The following is a 20,117-nucleotide window of genomic DNA, read 5'->3' as shown; positions in this document are numbered from 1 at the left end:
CTGTGGCCCGCCAGTGCACCAGTAGAACATTTTGCCCTTAGCGTTGCGCCATCAGCGGTCATAATTACCCCAGACGCGCCGCAGTTTTGCCCCGTTTTAAGGCAGCGTCCGGTTGGGTTGCACCCAAAGCGGGCCGTCTCCTGCCACAACCTGGCGTTTTCGCGCCATTATCGCCCCTTTATCACCTTGGCACATTTTATGCTGGATCCGTCTACAGCCTGCAATGTCGACGAGGTGACGATGCTAAATATCGATCTGTCCGCTTCACCGTTTTTTGATGAGATGCTTCTGGCTGAGGGTAAACACCGGGGTCATTACGAAGCTTACTGCCATTGGCTGCAACAGGCCGATCACAAGGCCATTCAGCGTAAAAGGGAAGAGGCTGCACTGCTGTTCCATCGGGTGGGAATTACCTTTAACGTTTATGGTGAGGATGATGGTGCCGAACGGCTAATCCCGTTCGACAGCGTGCCGCGCATCATTCCCGCCGGCGAATGGGCGATGCTCGATCGCGGCATCCGCCAGCGCGTCCAGGCGCTGAACGCCTTTCTGCACGATATTTACCATCAACAACATATTCTGAAGGCCGGGATCATTCCGGCGGAACAGGTGCTGGCCAACGATCAGTATCAACCCTGCATGCAAGGGGTCGATTTGCACCGCAATATTTACGCGCACATTGTCGGCGTGGATATGGTGCGCGGCGGCGACGGCCAGTATTACGTGCTGGAAGACAACCTGCGTACCCCTTCCGGCGTGTCCTACATGCTGGAAAACCGCAAAATGATGATGCGCCTGTACCCGGAACTGTTCGCCCAGCAGCGTATTGCACCGGTGGAACGCTACCCGTCGCACCTGCTGCAAACCCTGCGTGAAAGCTCGCCGATTAACGATCCGACCGTGGTGGTGCTGACGCCGGGCCGCTTCAACAGCGCCTATTTCGAACACAGTTTCCTGGCGCAGCAAATGGGGGTTGAACTGGTGGAAAGCGCCGACCTGTTCGTCAAGGACGGCGCGGTGTTTATGCGCACCACCGCCGGGCCTTGCAAGGTGGACGTGATCTATCGGCGGGTAGACGATGCCTTCCTCGATCCGCTGGCGTTCCGCCCGGACTCGATGCTCGGCGTGCCGGGGCTGCTGTCGGTATATCGCACCGGTAACGTGGTGCTGGCCAACGCCATTGGCACCGGCGTGGCCGACGACAAGTCGATCTATCCTTATGTACCGGAGATGGTGCGCTTCTATCTGCAGGAGGAGCCGATCCTCAACAATGTGCCGACCTGGCAATGCCGTCATAAAAATGAGCTGTCTTACGTGCTGGCCAATCTGGAACAGATGGTGGTGAAAGAGGTTCACGGCGCCGGCGGCTACGGCATGCTGATCGGCCCGGCTGCGACCAAAGACGAAATCGCTCACTTCCGTACCCTGCTGCTGGCCAAACCGCACAACTATATTGCGCAAAACACGCTGGCACTGTCGACCTGCCCGACCTTCGTCAACGACGGCCTCGCGCCGCGGCATATCGATCTGCGGCCGTTTGCCCTCAGCGGTGCGGAAATTCGCTTGGTGCCCGGCGGCCTGACGCGCGTGGCGCTGGCGCAAGGCTCGCTGGTGGTCAACTCGTCGCAAGGCGGGGGAACCAAGGATACCTGGGTATTGGAGGACGACGCATGCTGAGCCGAACTGCCAGTGAACTCTATTGGATGGCCCGCTATCTGGAGCGGGCAGAAAGCATCGCCCGGGTACTCGACGTCACCAACAAGCTGTCGATGATGCCGATCCGCGACAGCGAAGATCAGGATCTGCAGGTGCCGCTCAATCTGACCAGCACCGGGGAGCTGTATGCCGCAGCCTATCCCGACCTGACCATGGCCAATCTGGTCAGTTTTTTTGCCCTCGACAGCCGCAACCACAGCAGCATTTACAGCTGTTTGCAGATGGGCTGGAACAACGCTCACGCGGTACGCGGCAGCCTGTCTTCCGAGGTTTGGGAGTGCATTAACTCCACCTGGATCGAGATGAAGCTGATCCGCCGCCAGGGCATTGGCTCGGTGGGCGCCGATGCTTTCTTCGACTGGGTAAAAGAACGTTCTCACCTGTTTCGCGGTGCCATGTTCGGCACCCTGCTGCGCAGCGACGCCATGTGCTTTATTCGCCTCGGCACCCTGCTGGAACGGGCCGACAGCACCGCCCGCCTGCTGGGGGTGAAAAACGCGCTGATGGACAGCGACGGCGACCCGGTCCGCGAGTATTACCGCATGGATACGCTGCTGCGGGCGGTCAGCGCCCGCGAGGCCTATCACAGCATCTACAAGCAGCAGCTCAGCCGCGACACCATCGCCGAGCTGATGATCCTGCGTAATGAGATCCCGCGCTCCCTGCTGGCCTGCGTCGGCGATATGGTGCAGCAACTGGAACAGATTGGTGGCAACAGCGCCAATCAACCGCGCCGGCTGGCACATACGCTGCACGCCGAACTGCGCTTCAGCAGCATGAAAGATCTGAACCGGGTCGGGCTGAACGACTGGCTGGACGCATTTCTGGGGCAAATTGGCGGCATCGCGGAAAGCATCCATCACACCTATCTGGAGGCACAATGAAACTCAACATTGAGCACAATACCCATTATACCTACGCCCAGCAGGTGCAGCGCAGCACCCAGTATCTGCGCCTGACGCCACAGAATTCCCGGCACCAGCGCGTTATCTCCTGGCAACTGATGCTGCCGGAAGATGCGGTGTGCACCACCGATGCTTTCGGTAACGTACTGCACGTGCTGACGCTGGATCACCCGCATCAGGCGATCACCATTCAGGCCCACGGCGTGGTGGAGATTGAAGACGGCGTAGAGGATCAGGTGATGGGGCATCTGTCACCGCTGGTATTCCTGCGCCACAGCCCCTTGACCCAGCCCGACAGTGCGATCCAGGCCTTTGCCCTGCGCTATTACCAACCGCAAGCGGTGCTTGCCGGGCTGGAGAACCTGATGGGCGAGCTGCTGCTGAAAATGCCTTACAGCCCTGGATCCACCAGCGTCACCGACAGCGCGGCCCAGGCGTTCGCCACCGGTACCGGCGTCTGTCAGGATCACACACACGTATTTCTGGCCTGCTGCCGTAGCCTGAATATTCCGGCGCGCTATGTCAGCGGTTATCTTTACAGCGAAGACTCGACGCACGTCGCCACCCACGCCTGGGCGGAAGCCTGGGTTGACGAACGCTGGCACAGTTTTGACGTTACCAACAACACCCGTCTGCCGAACCAGCACCTTAAGCTGGCGGTAGGCATCGACTATCTGGACGCCTGCCCGGTGCGCGGCATGCGGCTGGGCGGCGGCTGCGAGAATATGCAGACCATCGCCGAAGTGCAGATGATGCCCAGCGGGCAATAGTCTGTTGCCGAAAGTGAAGGTTTACGGCACGCTGGCGTTTGGCGGCGTGCCAGTCTTGTTTTGAGGAATTGTGGAATGACCTATTGTGTGGCCATGCGCTTGTCATCCGGGCTGGTCTTTGCTTCAGATTCGCGTACCAATGCCGGAGTGGACCATATTTCTACCTTCCGCAAACTGCACGTGTTCCAGCAGGACGGCGAACGCTTGCTGGTGCTGCAAAGTGCCGGCAATCTGGCGACCACCCAGAGCATCATCAGCCTGCTGCAGCGCCGCTGCAAAGACGCCGAACGCCCCAATCTGCTGAATGCGCCCAGTCTGTACGAAGCCGCCACGCTGGTGGGCGAAACGGTGCGGGAAGTGATCCAACGCGACAGCGAAGCCCAGCAGAGCGGCAGCACCACCGATTTTAGCTGCAGCCTGTTGCTCGGCGGCCAGATCCATGGCGAAGAAATGCGGCTGTTTCATATCTATCCGCAGGGTAACTTTATCGAAGCCACCCGCGATACGCCCTATTTCCAGATTGGCGAAAGCAAATACGGCAAGCCGATTATTGATCGGGTGCTGAACTACGATACCCCGCTGGAACAAGCGATGCAGTGCGCGCTAATCTCCCTCGATTCTACGCTACGCAGTAACCTGTCGGTCGGCCTGCCGCTCGACGTGATGATTTATCCGCGCGACAGTTTCAGCAGCGCACAACAATACCGTATTACCGAAGATCATCCGCATTTCAACGCCATCCGCAAAGGCTGGGGCGAAGGGCTGGTCAGCATTTTCAAACAGTTGCCGCCGCTGCAGCTGTAGGTGCTGTGAGGGCTCGGCATGCAGATCCCCTACGCATGCTGAGCCCGACGATGCAGAAAATTATTCGATCGCGCTGGCACGCAGCAGGGCTTCCAGCGGATAAACCGCCGCAATCACCACTTCGTCACGTATTTGCGCCGCCGTATCCAGCTGTTGCTGTATTTGCCCGGCTTCGGCTTTGCTCAAGGGTTTGTTCTGCTGATAACGCTCCAGCAACATCAGCCCCAGTGCCGACAGCGCGCCGACATCCTGCGCTACCGGAGCCAGATCCTGCATCACCCGGTTACCGGCAATCACCGTTTTCACCGGCGCGGTATTCAACTGCCAGCGTTGCAAACGTTCGCGCAGCGCCTGTGCCGCCGCACTGTTATTGCGATCTTTCAGCAGGGCCGCGACCTGCAGCCCCATCTCGCGCACTGCGTTGCTTTCCGCCGGCAGAGCGTCGGCAAAGCGATTCAGCGGTTCGAACTGGTGATAATTACCGGCCTTGAATTTCAGATGCTGACGGGTGTAGTACTGGCCCGGCTCGACCGCCTCGGCCAGGGTTTGCAGCGGTGCAATCTGCACGCTGTTCGCCAGCCGGGTGAATTCGCGGGCGGTCTCTGCATGCTGCTGCAAGCCCACCGACACCACCGACCAGGCGTCAACTGCCGCCAGCCGCCGGTACATGTTGTTTTCATCGGTTACGTCCTGCGCCGACCACAAGCGCTCCGCCACCGCGAACCCGCGCGGCCACAGCTTGAGATCGAGGATCGGCGCCCTGATGTTTTCCGCCCACAGCGCCGCCTCGCCGCCAAGAATATTGGCCTGCTGCTTCGCGTCCGGTACCACCGGCATCTTGCCCGCCGGGATCGCCGTCAGCTTGCCGCCGCTGGTCGGGTAACGCACGTTGCCAACCAGCGTATACCCACTGAGCTTATCCTGCTGCAGCGTGAACACCGGACGCGTCTCGCCCATCCAGGTATCGACGCGGAAGCTCACCTGCTGCGGAGAACGCCAGACGATATCCTGCAACGCACGGCGAGATTTGCCGTTGAAGTCGATAAAGCCACGCCAGCCTTGTTTGCCTTCAATCAGGGTAAAACTGCCCTCCACCGCGCTGCCCTTCAGTCGTGGCATGCTGAACTGCCAGCTCTGCGCCTTTTCATCGGGCTGCACCTCGGTGGCGACGCCCAGCGGCTGCGGCAGGATCTCGTTGCGATAGTGATAGGCGCTGCTCTGCGGTTGATCGAGGTAGAAGCCGGTGGACAGAATGCCCTGATAGCCGTCCTGCGCGCTGGCCCCCAGTGAGTCCTGACCCTGCCAGGATTGGATCACAATGCTGCGTGGCAGCGACGGGTGATAAATCTCATCCCAGCCGACCATCTGCCGTTGGTGCTGTTCGAGGATTTTTTCCAGCTTCTGGTTGAAGTAGGCCTGCAATGCATGGATGTCCGCCAACTGATGTTGCTGCATAAAGGCCTGAATGGTTTTCGATTGCTTCCATTGGCTGGCATCCACCTCGTCACCACCAATATGCAGGTAAGGATCGGGGAAGATCGCCGCCAGTTCGCCAATAATAGCGTCTACAAATTGATAAACTTCTTCACGGGTCGGATCGAGCGTTGGCTTATGGACACCCCACTTGCGCTCCATCTGATACGGCCCCGGCGCGCTCATCAGCTCCGGGTAAGCCACGGCGATGCTGGAAGCATGGCCCGGCAGATCGATTTCCGGCACCACCCGGATGCCGCGCGCGGTGGCATAGGCCACCACCTGTTGCATCTGTTCGCGAGTATAAAACTGGCCGTCACTGGCCTGCTGTTGCAGCTTGGGATAATGCTCAGAAGCAAAACGCCAGCCCTGATCGTCGGTCAGGTGCCAGTGAAACACGTTGAGCTTGGCTGCTGCCATGCCGTCGAGCTGGCGCAGAATATCCGCCAGCGGCAGGAAATGACGCGCCGAATCCAGCAGCACGCCGCGCCACGGGAAACGCGGCACGTCGGTGATGCTAACCAGCGGCAGGAAGGTGTTCTGGCCGTCGGTCTGCACCAGTTGCAGCAGGGTTTCCATGCCACGCAGCGCACCGAAACGGGTATTGGCGGTCAGGGTGACGCCATCCTGCATCACCAGCAGTTTATAGCTCTCGTCGCTGCCCGGCAGCGGCTGCGCCGCCACCTTGTCTTTGATGTTCACGTTAATCACCACGCCTGCGGCTTTTTCCGCCTGCGGTGCCAACGTCCAACCGGTTTGCAGTTCAATACGTTGCCGCCAGCGCTGCAGCGCATCACCCAAATCGTCGCCCTGCAGGTTAATCGACAAACGGTGATCCAGCACCAGCCTGCCCGCCGGTTGGGTCAGTTCCACCTGCTGCGGCCAGGGCATCAGCGGCAAATCGCCGGCCGGCTGCGCCAATGCACCCAGGGAAAGCAATAACGATGAAGCCAGTAGCGTATAACGCAGAGATCTGTGCATCAGAAATTCCTCAGAGGAAAAAAATCAATAAAAACAGCGAAGCTATAAATAAAGACTGAGCACAGTACAGATGTCCAACGGCGAGGGTGAAAAGCCGGGTTAGATCACAGATGCCCCTCTTCCAGACGAAAGAGGGGCGCGGGAATCACTGCCAGCCGTAACGGCGCACAAACCAGCCTTTCACACACTGGGTCAGCACCATATAACCGGTCAGGATCAGCACCAGCCATGGGAAGTAGCCGAGCGGTAGCGCCTGCAGCTGCAGGAAACTGGCCAGCGGCGAGAAGGTCAGGCCGATACCGGTGGCGATCACCACCAGGGTCATGATGCACAGCGGCCACGAAGGACGGCTCTGGATAAACGGAATTTTGCGCGTGCGGATCATATGCACTATCAGCGTTTGCGATAGCAGCCCTTCAACGAACCAGCCGGACTGGAACAACGTCTGCATTTCCGGCGTATTGGCTTTAAACACCCACCACATCAGGCTAAAGGTCAGCACGTCAAAGATCGAACTGATCGGCCCAAAGAACACCATAAAGCGCCCAATATCGCCGGAGTTCCAGCGCTGTGGCTGGGTGATCTGATCGTCATCGACGTTGTCGAACGGAATAGCGACCTGCGAAATGTCATACATCAGGTTCTGGATCAGCAGGTGCAGCGGCAACATCGGCAGGAACGGCAAAAAGGCGCTGGCGATCAGCACGCTGAAAACGTTACCGAAGTTAGAGCTGGCGGTCATTTTGATGTACTTGAGCATATTGGCGAAGGTGCGACGCCCCTCAATCACCCCCTGCTCCAGCACCATCAGGCTTTTTTCCAGCAGGATAATATCTGCGGCTTCCTTGGCAATATCCACCGCAGAGTCGACTGAAATCCCGATATCCGCCGCACGCAGCGCTGGGGCATCGTTAATCCCGTCGCCCATAAAACCGACCACATGGCCCTGTTGGCGCAGCAGCTTGACGATACGTTCCTTATGCAACGGCGTCAGCTTGGCGAACACCGTGGTACGCGCCGCCGCCTGCGCCAGTTGCTGGTCGTCCATCTGTTCGATCTCACTGCCGCGCAACACATGATCCGCCGCCAGCCCAACGTCTTTACACACCTTGGCCGCCACCAGCTCGTTGTCGCCGGTGAGGATCTTCACCGTTACACCGCTGTTTTTCAGCGCCGCCAGCGCCGGTGCGGTGCTCTCTTTTGGCGGATCGAGGAAGGCCACATAACCTTCGAGGATCAGATCCGATTCGTCGGCCACGCCGTATTCATAAGCCTGCGCCGGCAGGATCTTGTTGGCTACCGCCACCACCCGCAGCCCCTGCTGGTTAAGATCGTCGGTAACGCGCCGAATGCGTGCCAACAACGCCTCGGTCAGCGGGATCACTTGATCTTCCTGCCGCACATGGCTGCAAATCGCCAGCATCTCCTCCAGCGCACCCTTGCAGATCAGCTCGTGATATTGCGCGTCTTTGGCCACCACCACCGACATCCGGCGGCGTTCAAAATCAAACGGGATCTCATCCACCTTGTGGTAATGCTGCAACGCATCCGGCTGCTGGCTCTGTTGTGCGCAGCTCAGCACCGCCACATCGAGCAGGTTTTTCAGCCCGGTCTGGTAGAAGCTGTTCAGCCAGGCGTAATGCAGCACCCGGTCGCTGGCGACGCCGAACACGTCGGTATGGCGCTCCAGCACGATTTTATCCTGGGTCAGGGTGCCGGTTTTATCGGTGCACAGAATATCCATGGCACCAAAGTTCTGAATGGCGTCCAGGCGTTTGACGATCACTTTCTGTTTGGACAGCTTCACCGCCCCTCTGGCCAGGGTAGAAGTGACAATCATCGGCAGCATTTCCGGGGTCAGCCCCACCGCCACCGACAGCGCGAACAGCGCCGCTTCCCACCAGTCGCCCTTGGTGTAACCGTTGATCAGCAGCACAATCGGCGTCATCACCAACATAAAACGGATCAACAACCAACTGACTTTACTGATCCCGCTCTGGAAGGCATTGGGTTGCTGATCCTGACCGATCACGCGCTGCGCTAGTTGACCGAAGTAAGTGTCGCCACCGGTACCGATCACCATCGCCAGCGCGGTGCCGCTCACCACGTTGGTGCCCATAAAGCACAGGTTTTGGCATTCCAGCGGATCTTCTGACTGCTCACGCAGCTCGGCGACTTTCTCCACCGGCAAGGACTCACCGGTCAGCGCCGCCTGGCTGATAAACAGATCCTTTGCCGACAGCACGCGCAGATCCGCCGGGATCATGTCGCCCGCCGCCAGCTTGATGATGTCGCCTGGCACCAGTTGCGAGATCGGCAGTTCCAGGTGTTCGCTTTTGCCGGTCAGTGCGTCACTACGAATTACTGTAGCGGTATTGCTGACCATGGCTTTCAGCGCATCCGCCGCCTTGTTGGAACGCGCTTCCTGAATGAAATTCAGCAGCGTGGAGATCACCACCATCAGGGCGATCACCAGCGCCCCGGTCAGATCTTCGGTGGCATAAGAGATCATGCCAAGCGCGGTCAGCAGCAGGTTGAACGGGTTGCGATAGCAGTGCCACAGGTGCTGCCACCAGGCCTCTTGCTGCTGATCGTCGATAACGTTCTCACCGCAGCGTTCGCGTACCCGCTCCGCCTCATGGGCGGTTATGCCTTCCGGGTGGCTTTGAAAGCGCAGATAAAGCTCGGTGGTGTTCGCGGCAGCGCATTCCAGCCGCTGCTGCGCCAGACCGGCGGGCAACCCCTGCGCTTTGCCGCCAAGGCCGTCCAACAGGCTGTCACGGTGCACCAAACGGCGCGGTAAATTGCGGCTGAGCAGGCCCAGCAGCTGACGGGGGATATTTTTTAGTTTCATTTTTTTGCACCTCGTCGCCCATTGCCTCACGGCAGTGGGTGAACGCGGGATCGCCCCCGGCCAGGCTTTCGGACACGCCAAAAAGCCTCTGCCGGGGCAGATCCTTGTCTTTTTTTATAGCAGCAGGAGCGAACGACGGGCGCGCGCTACCGGTTACCGTTTATTACTTCACCGGTAAAACAGCAGCGCAAAGCGGGCAGGTTTTACCGGAGAGCCGAGTCAGGGTCTAACGGGGTCGGATCGGGATCCATAGGGTTGATAACCTCCGGTAAATGAAAAGATCGAACGACAAGAGCGGCCGTTCAGCGCGGTACGTAAATCCCTGCATTAGCCTATAGCTTTCAAGTTGCAGCTAGGCGACCAGCTTGCTCATCCCCAGGCGCTTACTTAAGTAAGTAACTGGGGTGAGCAAGTGCAGGTAACAACGCTGCAACTTGAAAGATGACGGATACAGCGCCAAGATCCGTTGCGGAAAATAGGCTATGCTGACGGGCATTCAGCGTAGGCCGCCAGTTTACGCCTTTTAACCTCAATGAAAATTAAACCATGCAAAACCGGCTGACCATCAAGGACATCGCACGCCTGAGCGGCGTAGGTAAATCCACCGTATCACGCGTGTTGAACAACGAAGGCAGCGTGAGCCCGCAGACCCGCGAACGGGTGGAAGCGGTGATCCGTCAGCAGGGGTTCAGCCCGTCCAAGTCTGCTCGCGCCATGCGCGGCCAGAGCGACAAAGTGGTCGGCATTATCGTTTCCCGTCTCGACTCTCCGTCTGAAAACCAGGCGGTACGCACCATGTTGCCACTGCTGTATCAGCACGGCTTCGACCCGATCGTGATGGAAAGCCAGTTCGAGACCCGGCTGGTGGAAGAGCATTTGCACGTTCTGCAACAGCGTAATGTCGACGGAGTGATCCTGTTTGGTTTCACCGGCCTGACGGCGGCCATGCTCAGCCCATGGCAGGATAAAATGGTGGTGCTGGCACGCGAATACGAGGGGTTTTCTTCGGTTTGCTACGACGACGACGGTGCCGTGCGGCTGCTGATGGAACGCCTGCAGCAACAGGGCCACCGGCATATCGGCTACCTGGGGGTGCAACTGTCGGATGCCACCACCGGTATGCGCCGCCACCAGGCCTATCTCGACGCCTGCCGGCAACAGCAGATTAGCCCAAGCGTGGCGCTGGGCGAACTGAGCTATCAGAGCGGTTTCCAACTGGCTGCCTCGGTCATCGATGCCCAGACTACCGCCCTGGTGTGCGCCTCCGACACTATCGCCCTGGGTGCGATCAAATACCTGCAACAGCAGCATATTGCCCCGCTGCAGGTGTGCGGGATCGGTAATACTCCGCTGCTAAACTTCCTGTTCCCCGAAACCTTTTCGGTTGATCTGGGCTACGGCACGGCCGGGCTGCAGGCCGCACAACAGCTGCTGGGCCAGCTCAGCGGCGAACAGGGCATCCGCCAGATCATCGTACCCAGCCAACTCGCCTGACGGCGGTTAGTTGTTTATCCGCATACATTCCCCAGTCTGAAATCCCCTGTTGATGCTCACACCCAGTGGGCGTCAATTCATCGCTATTTTTGTGCCCGCCACCACACAACAACCACTAATCGACCTTCCTCACCCAGCCAAGTAAACTACTGTTTATACACACAGTGCTATCTGTGTGTTTTAGCGGTTTTTCAGCACACGGAATGTGTACCTCCCCAGACCTGCCATTCAGGAGCAACGGAGGGTACCGGACGCTGTTAACCATCAGGAAACAGAGAGTCGAAAAGGAAGATAATCATGGCTGAAGAAAAGAAAAATGCTCAGGTGGCTAACGGCGTTAATGACGATGTGACTGAGCTGAAATCACTGACCACCCTGCGTAAACGTGTCGTCAGTGACGGTGAAATTGTGTCTAAAGCAGCAAACGGTTTTCGCCTGGCAAACGGCAATACCGGCGTGATGCTGCGTAACGACGGTAAGCATTTTTACGCCCTGACCACGCCAAGCGGTCAGGCACAGGACGGGCAGTGGAACACCCTGCGCCCCTTCTCCTTTAACCTCTCAACCGGCCGCGTGTCGCTGCGTAACGGGGTGGATATTTCCGGCGGCGCGATGGTGTCGCACAATGCCGGTGTTTCCACTGCGACCACCGGCCCAACACCGCTGATCGCAGGGCAAGTCTACTATGCTGCCGACGTCAGTGCCGGTTTCACCAGCGGCAATGTGACCACCACCATGTTGATGGGATCGCGCGTTGTCGCCGGCAAGGAGGATCATGGCTTGCTCTCTTACCGTGACTGGCAGGGGAACTGGAACGAATTACAGGTCAGGACCAACGCCGAGCTTTCAGTGGGGCAATTAATCAAACGCAATGCCGATGGTTGGATTTGGGCTGCTGGCAATAAAAACGTTAACAATAATGCCGACCGCATTACCAACGGCCTGCATGTACAGGGAGCGGGAAACCTGTCCGCCGACTTATACCACTATGAACGTATCGGCAAACACCACATGCTGGCGCTGCACGTTGCCAACGGAGGCGCTGACGGCTGGTATGAATTCCGCAATGATGGCCATGCGTATACCAACGGTGCCTGGAACAGCAGCTCCGATATTCGGATGAAAACCGACATCGAGAAAATAGATGGTGCGCTGGAGAAACTGGGGAAAATTGGCGGTTATACCTACCTGAAACAGGGCGTGCCGGAAGCCGGGGTCATTGCCCAGGAAGTAGAGAACGTATTACCTCAATCCGTCACCACCACCGAACTGAAATTAAATGACGGCAGCGTTTTGAAAGACGCCCGCGGAATTAATATCAACGGAGTGGTCGCGTTACTGGTTGAGGCGTTAAAGGAAGAACGTGAGGCCCGGCTTGCGCTGGAAACTCGGTTGGCGGTGTTGGAATAGATAAGAATAATATTTAACTTATATTATCCGAAGGCAAACCAGAATCTAAATAAGTTAATAAAAGGATTTATATGGGAAACTCCAGTAATAATAATGGTACTCCACCTGAGACAGGTCAGGTATGGGACGGGGCACAGTGGGGATGGCCAACTTCAGGTAGTTGGAACGGTGACATACTAACAGTAAACCCTAATAATAATGGTAATTCCAACCATACAGGAGGTACAGGCATTGGATTTCCAAATACCCCAACAAATAACCCGTGGACAGGTATTCTTGGTGGTAACTCTTGGGACATGCTTGATGCATATCAACAAATATGGCAAGAACAGCAGGAGATATTAAAACAGGAAAAAGAGGAGCAGATACGGAAAACCGAGGAAGCTCGCAGGGCCGAGGAAACTCGTAAGGCTGAAGAAGTCCGTAAGGCCGAAGAAGCCCGCAAAGCCGAAGAAGCCCGCAAGGCCGAAGAAGCCCGCAAGGCCGAAGAAGCCCGCAAGGCCGAAGAAGCCCGCAAGGCCGAAGAAGCCAGAAAAGCGTTGTTCGCAAGAGCGGGAATTTTAGACGCCCCGACTTACACCCCTGAAAAAGTTAAAGCGGGCAATACCGCATTGGCAGCAGTAGGGACAATCGTGCTTAACCGTGCTGGCGGCATGGTGCAGTTATCTACGGTGGCTAACAGCGCCATGACGACAGCCAGCGAGTTGGCAGGCTGGGTATCGAGCTCAGTGTGGCGTGGCGTAGCTGAAGTTTCCCGAATAGCAACAGTCAGCGCTATAGGTCCGACTGTGGGCGCTTTTGTCATCGGCTTCTGGCCGCGGAAAGCTGGCGAGGGTAGTGACATAGTACCTGGACGCAACATAGAGATGTTTGCTGCCCAGGCAAGCCTATTTGCCGCCGGGTACTCCCCTGTCCAACCAGAAATGAACGTGGTCAATTTACCGGTACGCGGTTTTATTACCATGGGGAACAACGGTCAGCAAGAGGTGATACTGGTTAAAACGGGGGCCGGCGGCGTTTCCGCCAGCGTGCCGGTGCATCGCCCGGTACGTGATAAAGAAACGGGCCTGGACAGAATAGTGTTACCGGCGATGGCCGGGGCACCATCGAGAACCATCCTGATCAATCCGGCACCTGTAAGGCCTACAGCCCCGTCTCATACCGGCAACGACGCCCCGGTGCCAGTGACGCCGGTGCATACCGGCACTGACATAAAGCAGGCAGATAGTATCGTCACCACCAGCTTTCCGGCGAGCGACGTCCCGCAGTTGCAGGATTTCATTTACTGGCAGCCGGACGCCACAGGCAGCGGCGTGGAAGCGATTTATGTGATGCTAAGTGATCCACTTGACTCAGGACGTTTTACTCGTAAACAATTGGACAAGAAATACAAACATGCCATTGATTTTGGTATCAGTGACGCAAAGAAAAATCGTGAAACGCTGACAAAATTCCGCGATGAGATCAATGCACATTTGGCAGATAAAGAGACCATAGAGAAGGGAACATACCGACGGGAAAAAGGGTCTAAAGTTTACTTCAATCCCAACAGTATGAGGATTGTAATCCTCAAAGCCAACGGCGATTTTCTCTCCGGGTGGAAAATAAATCCCGAAGCGGATAACGGTAGAATATATTTAGAGACAGGTGAATTATGAACAAAATGGCGATAATTGAATTAGCTAGAGGTTTTTTAGAATCAAAAGTTAATGCACTTCAGTTCTCTGAAGAAATATGTGTTGAAAGACGTAAATTATATGGTATCGAACAAGAAAGGAATGTTTTAAACTGTGGTGAAGAGCTATTTATGGTGGCTGAGATTTATAATCCAGATTCAGATCGTGCTGATTATGAACTGGATGAGTCTGAGTTGAGAAAAGAAGTAAAAGCGACCCTGGAGAAATTTAATCTGCTTTAATCTTCCACCATTTCTAAACAGGATTATTTAAACAAATGCCCAACAAATTATCGTTTATTGGGCATTTTTTATTAATAACGTATTTATCTATCCCCCTCAAGGCCGTCCGTCATAGCCATCCCAGTAGGTAGCCACGGCGGAATCCAGCAGGATCTGGCGTTGTTTTTGCGGGTTATCCACTGAATATTCCTGATTGATAAATTTCCCTTTCTGCCCCATTTCACTAAGGAATTCAGGGCTGCGGAAATAGGCTTCCTGCTGCTCTGCCTGCTGGCGCGTCAATCCCTTGGCCCGATCGGCCTTCCCCATTTGATAGAACTGGTCAAAAAACGGAATAGAGGCTTTTATCGAGTCTGGAATTTGGGTTCGCATTTCGGGGGAAAAATCCTCTCGCGCCAGTTGATAAATCGCATGCTTGGCGTGGCGTTCCGGGCTGCTTTTTTGGCTAGTGCAGGCGCTCAGGAACAGCGCGGTGAAGACAATAAGGATTCGGGGCAATGTCAAAGTCATCATTCTTCCTTGAAAAAGTGTGTGGTAGCGACGATCACATAACGTATCGGACTAATGAGTCGCGCTAATTTCAATCAACTTATTGATTGTTAAGGGTGACAGTATAGCCGCCAATGCGCTTGTTCAAGAAAATATTACCGGATGTTTCGGCCGGCTCGCAAAATTCCCTGTTGAATAAATGGTCATTTTTTTATCGTTTTGTGATCCTCGCCCCAAACCGGGAACGTTCCCATTCCATAAAAAAAGCGGAGTGACTAAGCTTTGATCATTACTCCGACAACACCTCTGCGGCAGTCCCATACCAAGAAAGGTATCTAATAATGAGCAAAGTAAAACAGCAGGATATCGATCGCCTGATTGTGCTGGTGGGCGGGCGCGAGAATATCGCTACCGTTAGCCACTGCATTACCAGGCTGCGTTTTGTTCTCAATGACCCAGCTCTGGCCAAACCGAAAGAAATCGAAGAGTTGCCGATGGTCAAAGGCTGCTTCACCAACGCCGGTCAGTTCCAGGTAGTGATCGGCCCTGAGGTCGGGGATTACTACCAGGCCCTGATCGCCACCACCGGCGTCAATGAAGCCGACAAAGAGCAGGCCAAAGTCGCGGCACGCCAGAACATGACCTGGAGCGAACGCGCCATCTCGCACTTCGCCGAAATCTTCTTCCCGCTGCTACCTGCCTTGATCAGCGGCGGTTTGATCCTCGGCTTCCGCAACGTCATCGGCGACATCCCGATGTCCGGCGGCCAAACGCTGGCGCAGATGCATCCGGCGTGGAAAACCATCTACGACTTCTTGTGGTTGCTCGGTGAAGCCATCTTCATGTTCCTGCCGGTCGCCATTTGCTGGTCAACGGTGAAAAAAATGGGCGGTACGCCGGTACTCGGCATCGTGCTGGGTATCACGCTGGTGTCCCCGCAGTTGATGAACTCCTATCAGCTCGGCCAGCAGATCCCGGAAGTGTGGAACTTCGGCTGGTTCACCATTCAGAAAGTCGGCTATCAGGCGCAGGTGATCCCTTCCATGCTGGCCGGTATGGCGCTGGGCTGGATTGAGACCCGCTTGAAAAAGATCGTGCCGGATTACCTGTATCTGGTGGTGGTGCCGGTGGTTTCCCTGCTGCTGGCGGTGTTCCTGGCGCACGCATTTATCGGGCCGTTCGGCCGCATGATTGGCGACGGGGTAGCCTGGGCGGTGAAAGCCGTGATGACCGGCAGCTTCGCACCTATTGGCGCCGCGCTGTTTGGCTTCCTGTATGCACCGCTGGTGATTACCGGTGTGCATCAGACCACGCTGGCCATCGATATGCAGATGATCCAGAGCATGGGCGGCACCCCGGTTTGGCCACTGATCGCACTGTCCAACATTGCGCAGGCCTCGGCGGTGCTGGGCATTATTATTGTCAGCCGCAAGGCCAACGAACGTGAAATCTCGGTGCCGGCGGCCATCTCCGCCTACCTCGGCGTCACCGAACCGGCGATGTACGGGATCAACCTGAAATACCGTTTCCCAATGCTGTGCGCAATGATCGGCTCCGCCTTCGCCGGGCTGATCTGTGGCCTGGACGGCGTGATGGCTAACGGTATCGGCGTCGGTGGCTTGCCGGGCATTCTGTCGATCAAACCGCAGTTCTGGATGATTTACACGGTGGCGATCCTGGTGGCGGTGGTGATCCCACTGGTACTGACCATCATGGTTTACAAACGCAAGGCCAGCCGCGGTGAGCTGCCGGTCTGATTGAAATGTAGGGGCCCGGTACGCCGGGCCTATTAAGGTATTTATATGAGCAATCCAATCCCCTGGTGGCAGAATGGCGTCATCTATCAAATCTATCCGAAGAGTTTTCAGGACAGCACCGGTAACGGCTACGGCGATCTGGCCGGTGTGACGGAGCGGCTGGACTACCTGCAGGAACTGGGCATCGACGCCATTTGGCTGACGCCGGTGTATGTCTCGCCGCAGGTGGACAACGGTTATGACGTGGCAGATTACTGCGCCATCGATCCTGCCTACGGCACCATGGAGGATTTTGATCGGCTGATTGCCGCCGCCCACCAGCGCAGCATCCGCATCGTGATGGATATGGTGTTCAACCACACTTCGACCGAACATCCGTGGTTTAAAGCCTCGCAGGATCCTGAAAGCCCGTTCCGCCAGTTTTATGTCTGGCGCGATGGTGAAGGCGACACCCTGCCAAACAACTGGCGCTCCAAGTTTGGCGGCAACGCCTGGCAGTGGCACGCCGACAGTGGCCAGTATTATCTGCACCTGTTTGCCACCGAGCAGGCAGATCTCAACTGGGAGCACCCACCGGTGCGCGAAGAGCTGAAGAAGGTTTGTCAGTTCTGGGCCGACAAAGGCGTCGACGGTCTGCGCCTGGACGTGATCAACCTGGTCTCCAAGCAGCAGGATTTCCCGTCCGATAACCAGGGCGATGGCCGCCGTTTCTACACCGATGGCCCACGCATTCATGAATTTCTACAGGAAATGAGCCGCGACGTGTTTCAGCCGCGTGGCCTGATGACCGTCGGTGAAATGTCCTCTACCACGCTGGAACATTGCCGGCAGTACGCGGCGCAAAGCGGCGAAGAGCTGTCGATGACTTTCAACTTCCACCACCTGAAGGTGGACTATGCCGGCGGCGAAAAATGGACGCTGGCGGCGCCGAATTACGTCGAACTCAAACAGATTTTCAGCCATTGGCAGCAAGGCATGCACAATCAGGCGTGGAACGCGCTGTTTTGGTGTAACCACGATCAGCCACGTATCGTTTCACGCTTCGGTGACGAGGGTGAACTGCGGGTGCCGGCCGCCAAGATGCTGGCGATGGTGCTGCATGGCATGCAGGGTACGCCTTACATTTATCAGGGCGAAGAGATCGGCATGACCAATCCGGGCTTTAACTCCATAGAACAGTATCGCGATGTGGAAAGCCTGAACATGTACGCCGAACTCTGCGCGCAGGGGAAAAGTGACGCCGAGCTGCTAGCGATCCTGGCCAGCAAATCCCGCGATAACGGCCGCACGCCAATGCAGTGGAGTAGCGCGCCAAACGCCGGTTTCACCCAGGGCACGCCGTGGATTAGTTGTGCGGAAAACTATCCGCAGATCAACGCCGAAGCGGCGCTGGCCGATCTGGATTCGGTGTTTTACGCCTATCGTCAGTTAATCACCCTGCGCAAACAGTACCCACTGCTGACCCACGGTGACTACCGTGACCTGGCCCCTGCTCACCCGGCGTTGTGGTGCTATCAACGCAGCTGGAATGGCCAGCGCCTGCTGGTGGTGGCCAACCTCAGCCGCGAGCCGCTTGCCTGGCAGGCCGAAGGCGTGGAGCCGTCTGCTTTATGGCGACCGCTGATGGGCAACTACGCCGACGCCCCTGCCCAGCCGCTGGCCACCAGCTTGCGCCCGTTCGAAGCGGTGTGGTGGCTGCTGGAAGACTAATGCTGTCGGGGCGTGGCCAACCGCGCCCTACAGTTTTTTCAGCAGCCCCACCACGCCGGCAGCCTCTTGCGCCAGGCGTTCATCGCTCATATCAAACACCCCCTGCACCAGATGCGGCGGCAGGTAATCCATGCCGGTCAGATTGGCCATCGCATGGAACGGGCGCAGCAAATCTGCCACCGGATAACGGTTATAACCTTCTGGCGTATAAGCCTGCTGATTGCCGCCGGTAGTGACCACCAGTTGCAGCGGTTTACCCTGCAGTTGGGTGCCTTCGCTGCCGTAGGCGAAACCGTGGGTTAATACCGCGTCCTGCCATTCACTGAGGATCGCCGGGGAGCTGTACCAGTAGAATGGGAACAGCATCACCACCGCATCATGGCCCTGCAGCAATTCCTGCTCGCGCGCCACGTCGATTTGATAGTCCGGGTAGGCACGCATCAGTTCGTGAATAGTCACGTTAGGCGAAGGACGTAGGGCTTCGATCAACGCTTTGTTGATCCGTGAGTCATCGGGAAAACGGTGGGCGGTTAACACTAAAATGCGCGACATAAGAGATCCTTGATTGAAATTTGATATCGCATTTTTCCATTTCTCACGCGCCGGGTGTAGGCTGTTAGTTGTCACTTTAATTTCAACTAAAAGTATCAACCACTATGTCGCTGCCCTTTGATGTGCACCGCCTGCTGCCGGCATTCCTTGCTGCCGCCCAGGCGCAGAACTTTTCCGCCGCCGCACGTCAATTGGGCGTCACGCCAGCGGCCATCAGCAAGAACATCCGCGTGCTGGAAGAAAAACTGGCGCTGCGGCTGTTCCAGCGTAACACCCACAACGTGGTGCTGACCGATGAAGGCAAGGCGCTGTTGCAACAGGTAGCGCCGTTGTGGCAGGCACTGTCCGCTACGCTGGAAACCGCCGGCAGCGCACAGCAAACCCCTTCCGGTACGGTGCGCGTCAGCATGATCCCCGGTTTCGGCCGCCAGATGCTGATGCCGTTGATCCCGCAATTCCTTGAGCGTTACCCGCAGATCGACCTGGATCTTTCGCTGGATGCGCGGGTGGTCAATCTGGTGGGGGAAGGTTTTGATGTGGGGATCGGCAGCCGGGTCGATCCCGACAGCCGGTTGGTGGCGCGATCCTTGTACCCGATGCAGATGGTGTTGGCGGCCTCGCCCGGCTATCTGGCGCAGCACGGCATACCGCAGGATCCGCAAGATCTGTTGCAGCACAACTGCCTGTTGCATCGCAACCCGGCCACCGGTCGCAGCGTAAAATGGCCGCTGCAACAACAGGGCGAAGCCAAAGCGCTGGAGCTGCAGGGCCGTTTGGTAGCCAGCCGCCCGGAAATGCTGCTGGATGCGGCGCTGGCCGGGCTGGGCATCGTCTGCCTGGCCCGTTGGTACGCAGAGCATCATTTTGCACAAGGCACCCTGCAGCCGGTGCTGGCGGATTGCTGGCCGCGGCCGACCCAACTGTGGCTGTACTATGCCTCCGCCGATCTGCCGCCGCGGGTGCGCGTCTGGGTTGAGTTCCTGCTCGAGCATTTCCGTCACCGCCCGGCCTGAGTTTTCAGGCCAAAAATTCAGGCTTGTACAGCTAACGCCCGCTCTTTCCATTTCCTTGTTCTACGTCAAAAGAATCTCGCCAATATCTATATATAGTGCATTAAGAAACACCAACACCTATATGTAGTAGTTATCCACAAATTCATCCACACGTCGCTTCAGCCCTTGTGCGCTGCGGCATTGCCCTGTGGATAAGCCGAAATCATACCGATACCCAACGGCTTTTAGCCTACCGGGCATCAGCGCTCCCTCGGGGAACAAGGAGTAACAA

General features: G+C 57.0%; 15 protein-coding genes. 11 read left to right on the top strand and 4 right to left on the bottom strand.

Annotation, left to right across the window (positions count from 1 at the left end; all coding sequences use genetic code 11):
- Positions 1-240: 240 nt before the first annotated feature.
- The 4 genes from ACSOSI_RS02215 (at position 241) to ACSOSI_RS02200 (ending at position 4,195) form a co-directional block, all read left to right on the top strand.
- The gene (locus tag ACSOSI_RS02215; protein WP_041418868.1) at positions 241-1,677 is read left to right on the top strand and encodes a circularly permuted type 2 ATP-grasp protein; all 1,437 of its coding nucleotides are present in this window, start codon (positions 241-243) and stop codon (positions 1,675-1,677) included.
- Complete coding sequence (locus ACSOSI_RS02210) at positions 1,671-2,600, top strand: alpha-E domain-containing protein (protein ID WP_012004997.1); 930 nt, start codon at positions 1,671-1,673, stop codon at positions 2,598-2,600. Before ACSOSI_RS02215 ends, ACSOSI_RS02210 begins: the two co-directional genes overlap by 7 nt.
- Positions 2,597-3,391 (top strand): transglutaminase family protein, encoded by a 795-nt coding sequence (locus ACSOSI_RS02205; protein WP_476706465.1) that lies wholly within the window; start codon positions 2,597-2,599, stop codon positions 3,389-3,391. Before ACSOSI_RS02210 ends, ACSOSI_RS02205 begins: the two co-directional genes overlap by 4 nt.
- A 75-nt stretch (positions 3,392-3,466) precedes the next feature.
- On the top strand, positions 3,467-4,195 hold the full coding sequence (locus tag ACSOSI_RS02200) for a proteasome-type protease (protein ID WP_012004995.1): 729 nt from the start codon (positions 3,467-3,469) through the stop codon (positions 4,193-4,195).
- Positions 4,196-4,255: 60 nt separating this feature from the next.
- Here the strand turns inward: ACSOSI_RS02200 and ACSOSI_RS02195 are convergent, their stop codons facing one another.
- Positions 4,256-6,649 (bottom strand): beta-N-acetylhexosaminidase, encoded by a 2,394-nt coding sequence (locus tag ACSOSI_RS02195; protein WP_476706464.1) that lies wholly within the window; start codon positions 6,647-6,649, stop codon positions 4,256-4,258.
- A 145-nt stretch (positions 6,650-6,794) separates the two neighbouring features.
- Positions 6,795-9,503: a magnesium-translocating P-type ATPase gene (mgtA, locus tag ACSOSI_RS02190; protein ID WP_476706463.1), complete on the bottom strand. Its 2,709-nt coding sequence runs from the start codon at positions 9,501-9,503 to the stop codon at positions 6,795-6,797.
- A gap of 546 nt (positions 9,504-10,049) precedes the next feature.
- On the opposite strand from mgtA, the gene treR reads away from it, so the two are divergent.
- From treR to ACSOSI_RS02170, 4 genes are all read left to right on the top strand, one after another.
- The gene (treR, locus tag ACSOSI_RS02185; protein ID WP_476706462.1) at positions 10,050-10,997 is read left to right on the top strand and encodes a trehalose operon repressor TreR; all 948 of its coding nucleotides are present in this window, start codon (positions 10,050-10,052) and stop codon (positions 10,995-10,997) included.
- 297 nt (positions 10,998-11,294) lie between these two features.
- A complete protein-coding gene (locus ACSOSI_RS02180; protein ID WP_476706461.1) occupies positions 11,295-12,407 on the top strand; it encodes a tail fiber domain-containing protein in 1,113 nt (370 codons plus the stop codon).
- A gap of 71 nt (positions 12,408-12,478) precedes the next feature.
- On the top strand, positions 12,479-14,065 hold the full coding sequence (locus ACSOSI_RS02175; RefSeq protein WP_476706460.1) for an S-type pyocin domain-containing protein: 1,587 nt from the start codon (positions 12,479-12,481) through the stop codon (positions 14,063-14,065).
- Positions 14,062-14,325: a colicin immunity domain-containing protein gene (locus ACSOSI_RS02170; RefSeq protein WP_476706459.1), complete on the top strand. Its 264-nt coding sequence runs from the start codon at positions 14,062-14,064 to the stop codon at positions 14,323-14,325. Before ACSOSI_RS02175 ends, ACSOSI_RS02170 begins: the two co-directional genes overlap by 4 nt.
- Positions 14,326-14,421: 96 nt before the next feature.
- Here the strand turns inward: ACSOSI_RS02170 and ACSOSI_RS02165 are convergent, their stop codons facing one another.
- On the bottom strand, positions 14,422-14,838 hold the full coding sequence (locus tag ACSOSI_RS02165) for an Exc2 family lipoprotein (protein WP_261413992.1): 417 nt from the start codon (positions 14,836-14,838) through the stop codon (positions 14,422-14,424).
- A gap of 317 nt (positions 14,839-15,155) precedes the next feature.
- On the opposite strand from ACSOSI_RS02165, the gene treB reads away from it, so the two are divergent.
- Both treB and treC read left to right on the top strand, forming a co-directional pair.
- Positions 15,156-16,571 carry a PTS trehalose transporter subunit IIBC gene (gene treB / locus ACSOSI_RS02160; RefSeq protein ID WP_012004987.1) on the top strand — a complete coding sequence of 472 codons (1,416 nt, stop codon included), beginning with the start codon at positions 15,156-15,158 and terminating at the stop codon, positions 16,569-16,571.
- A gap of 45 nt (positions 16,572-16,616) precedes the next feature.
- Positions 16,617-18,281 carry an alpha,alpha-phosphotrehalase gene (gene treC, locus ACSOSI_RS02155; RefSeq protein WP_476706458.1) on the top strand — a complete coding sequence of 555 codons (1,665 nt, stop codon included), beginning with the start codon at positions 16,617-16,619 and terminating at the stop codon, positions 18,279-18,281.
- Between the two features lie 27 nt (positions 18,282-18,308).
- Here treC and ACSOSI_RS02150 read toward each other — a convergent pair whose 3' ends face one another.
- A complete protein-coding gene (locus tag ACSOSI_RS02150; protein WP_476706457.1) occupies positions 18,309-18,833 on the bottom strand; it encodes an NAD(P)H-dependent oxidoreductase in 525 nt (174 codons plus the stop codon).
- 104 nt (positions 18,834-18,937) lie between these two features.
- Here ACSOSI_RS02150 and ACSOSI_RS02145 point away from each other — a divergent pair, with 104 nt between their 5' ends.
- A complete protein-coding gene (locus tag ACSOSI_RS02145; RefSeq protein ID WP_261132247.1) occupies positions 18,938-19,846 on the top strand; it encodes a LysR family transcriptional regulator in 909 nt (302 codons plus the stop codon).
- Positions 19,847-20,117 lie beyond the last annotated feature (271 nt).

Source organism: Serratia sp. AR11 (assembly GCF_056376275.1).
The sequence above is the reverse complement of the archived record's forward strand: the minus strand, read 5'-3'. Positions and strand labels throughout refer to the sequence as shown.

Coding starts and splice junctions, on each gene's coding strand:
- ACSOSI_RS02150 (WP_476706457.1), bottom strand. CDS start 18,833: ATGTCGCGCATTTTAGTGTTAACCGCCCACCGTTTTCCCGATGACTCA.
- treR (WP_476706462.1), top strand. CDS start 10,050: ATGCAAAACCGGCTGACCATCAAGGACATCGCACGCCTGAGCGGCGTA.
- ACSOSI_RS02200 (WP_012004995.1), top strand. CDS start 3,467: ATGACCTATTGTGTGGCCATGCGCTTGTCATCCGGGCTGGTCTTTGCT.
- treC (WP_476706458.1), top strand. CDS start 16,617: ATGAGCAATCCAATCCCCTGGTGGCAGAATGGCGTCATCTATCAAATC.
- ACSOSI_RS02195 (WP_476706464.1), bottom strand. CDS start 6,649: ATGCACAGATCTCTGCGTTATACGCTACTGGCTTCATCGTTATTGCTT.
- ACSOSI_RS02170 (WP_476706459.1), top strand. CDS start 14,062: ATGAACAAAATGGCGATAATTGAATTAGCTAGAGGTTTTTTAGAATCA.
- ACSOSI_RS02205 (WP_476706465.1), top strand. CDS start 2,597: ATGAAACTCAACATTGAGCACAATACCCATTATACCTACGCCCAGCAG.
- ACSOSI_RS02210 (WP_012004997.1), top strand. CDS start 1,671: ATGCTGAGCCGAACTGCCAGTGAACTCTATTGGATGGCCCGCTATCTG.
- ACSOSI_RS02180 (WP_476706461.1), top strand. CDS start 11,295: ATGGCTGAAGAAAAGAAAAATGCTCAGGTGGCTAACGGCGTTAATGAC.
- mgtA (WP_476706463.1), bottom strand. CDS start 9,503: ATGAAACTAAAAAATATCCCCCGTCAGCTGCTGGGCCTGCTCAGCCGC.
- ACSOSI_RS02145 (WP_261132247.1), top strand. CDS start 18,938: ATGTCGCTGCCCTTTGATGTGCACCGCCTGCTGCCGGCATTCCTTGCT.
- ACSOSI_RS02175 (WP_476706460.1), top strand. CDS start 12,479: ATGGGAAACTCCAGTAATAATAATGGTACTCCACCTGAGACAGGTCAG.
- ACSOSI_RS02165 (WP_261413992.1), bottom strand. CDS start 14,838: ATGATGACTTTGACATTGCCCCGAATCCTTATTGTCTTCACCGCGCTG.
- treB (WP_012004987.1), top strand. CDS start 15,156: ATGAGCAAAGTAAAACAGCAGGATATCGATCGCCTGATTGTGCTGGTG.
- ACSOSI_RS02215 (WP_041418868.1), top strand. CDS start 241: ATGCTAAATATCGATCTGTCCGCTTCACCGTTTTTTGATGAGATGCTT.